The organism is Dietzia sp. DQ11-44 (assembly GCF_014145205.1).
GTDB classification, from domain to species: Bacteria; Actinomycetota; Actinomycetes; order Mycobacteriales; family Mycobacteriaceae; genus Dietzia; species Dietzia natronolimnaea.
In genome coordinates, this window is sequence record NZ_JAALEC010000197.1 from 1 (window position 1) to 2,180 (window position 2,180).

At 71.0% G+C, this 2,180-nt stretch carries 2 protein-coding genes; both read left to right on the plus strand.

Annotated elements, in window-relative coordinates; translation table 11 throughout:
- Positions 1-171 (plus strand): oligopeptide/dipeptide ABC transporter ATP-binding protein (locus tag G6018_RS06125; RefSeq protein WP_347237812.1); only part of this gene is annotated, 171 nt, incomplete at its 5' end.
- The gene (locus G6018_RS06130; RefSeq protein ID WP_182639173.1) at positions 168-1,772 is read left to right on the plus strand and encodes an ABC transporter substrate-binding protein; all 1,605 of its coding nucleotides are present in this window, start codon (positions 168-170) and stop codon (positions 1,770-1,772) included. The genes G6018_RS06125 and G6018_RS06130, both read left to right, overlap by 4 nt.
- Positions 1,773-2,180: the final 408 nt, after the last annotated feature.

A 2,180-nucleotide genomic window follows, 5' to 3' on the forward strand; every position in this document is an offset into this window, starting at 1 on the left:
TCCGCCACGAGTTCGGAGCTGCCCTCCCCGCTCGACCCCCCGTCCGGTTGCCGCTTCCGTACCCGGTGCCCCCGGGCCACCGAGATCTGCGCAGCCGAACGCCCACAGCTGACCGTCATCGCACCCGGCCACCAGGTCGCGTGCCACCACCCTCTCGAGGAGAACCGATGAAGCGCACCACCAGCGCACTGGCCGTACTAGCGGCGGCCACCCTGACCCTGACCGCATGTGGCGGGGGCGGGGACGACTCGACCGCCGCGGCCGGCGGCGAGGGCCTCGCGCCGGACCAGTCCGAGCGCTGCACCGAGGACCGCGCCGGCGGCACGATCACCGTGGGCGAGTTCTCCATGCTCCCCAGCTTCGCGCCCGGCCAGGGCCAGTACGGCGTCCGCGGCGGCGCCCAGTCGGCGGCCGTCTACGACCGGCTCATGGTGTGGAACCCGGAGGCCGAGGAGTTCGAGCCCAAGCTGGCCGAGTCGCTGGAGTCCAACGACGACAACACCGTGTGGACCCTCACCCTCCGCGACGGAGTGACCTTCTCCAACGGCGACCCGCTCACCGCGGAGGACGTCGCGTTCACGGTGGGCCTGCACAAGGACCCCGCCACCCGGTCGGTCGCGATGACCGAGGCCATGGAGATCACCGAGGCGCGGGTGGTGGACCCGCTCACCGTCGAGTTCACGCTCGCCGACCCGTGGGCCGGGTTCCCCATCACGCTCGCCGGGACCGTCGGGGAGGTCATCCCCCGGGACGCCTACGAGGCCGCCGACCCGCAGGAGTGGGCCAGCAACCCGATCGGCGCCGGAGCGTTCACCGTCGCCGACTTCACGCCGGACCAGGAGACCGTGCTCGAGCCCAACCCCGACTACTACGGCGGTCCCGTCTGCCCGACCCTGAAGTTCATCCGCATCCCCGGATCCCAGGGCACCTATGACGCGTTCCAGACGGGTGAGGTCCAGGTCGGCTTCCTGCGCGGCGCCAAGTTCGTGAACATGGCCCAGGACGACGAGGTCCGCGGCTTCGAGGAGATCATCAGCTCCGGCTCGGTGATCAACATGAACTCCGGCAAGGCCGGATACGACGGCGTCCTGACCGACGTCCGCGCCCGCCAGGCCGTCGCCGCCGCGCTGGACCGCGACCTGTGGAACCAGCGCCTCTACAACGGTGAGGGCCAGGCCACCTCGGCACTCGTCGCCGACTCCTCCCGGCTCTACGACGGCCAGGAAGGGCCTGCGTACGACGTGGAGGCGGCCCGGGCCCTGGTGGAGGAGGTCAAGGCCGACACCCCGGACTGGGACGGCACCCTGCGCATGCTCATCGGCGACGGTCCCGAGAACATCGAGGCCGGAGTCGTGGCCAAGGCGCTGCTGGACGCGGCCGGGTTCACGGTCGTGATCGACAACGCGCCGGTCTCCCAGGTCACGGCACGCCAGTTCACCGGGGACTTCGAGATCGTGATCGGCGGACTGGCCACCTCGGACGCCGATCCTGCGGCCGCCTTCGCCAGCGGCATGCTCCCGACCGGGGCGACCAACATCACCGGGATCGACGACCCGGAGCTCACCGCCGCCATCAACGACCTCAAGGCCGCCGCCGACCTCGACGTCCAGAAGGAGGCGCTCAACCGCCTGCAGGAGGTCTTCAACGAGGTGCAGCCGTTCACCGTGATGGCCAACGCCGAGCAGTACGTCGCGATCTCCGACACCGTCGGGGGACTCACCCCGACACTGTCCTCGACGGTCCTCTACGACGGGGCGTTCGTGACCGAGTGACTCTGCTCAGGAGTGACGGTGCTCCATGAGTGACGCTGCCCCAAGAGTGACGCTGCTCAGGAGTGATCCCCACCGGTCCTGACCGACCGGCTGCACTCCGACCCCCACGCACACGGGCCCCGGGCTCCCGCCACACGGCGAGGCCGCCCGGGGCCCTGTGGCGTCCCGGTCGAGTCGAGGAACAGTGGCGCGGCTCCTGCCCAGCTCGTGCCCGGCTCGTGCCTGGCTCCCTCCCAGCTCGTGCCCGGCTCGTGCCCGGCCACAGCCGCACGCGAACCTGGCGTCCCGCGTGTACCGATGCGCAGGCGAGACGCCATGTTCAGAAGCGGCTGCAGTCAGCGTGTACGGGCGCGCGAGCGAGACGCCAGGCGCGGGAGCGGATGAGCGAGGCGCAGAGAGCACGGGCCA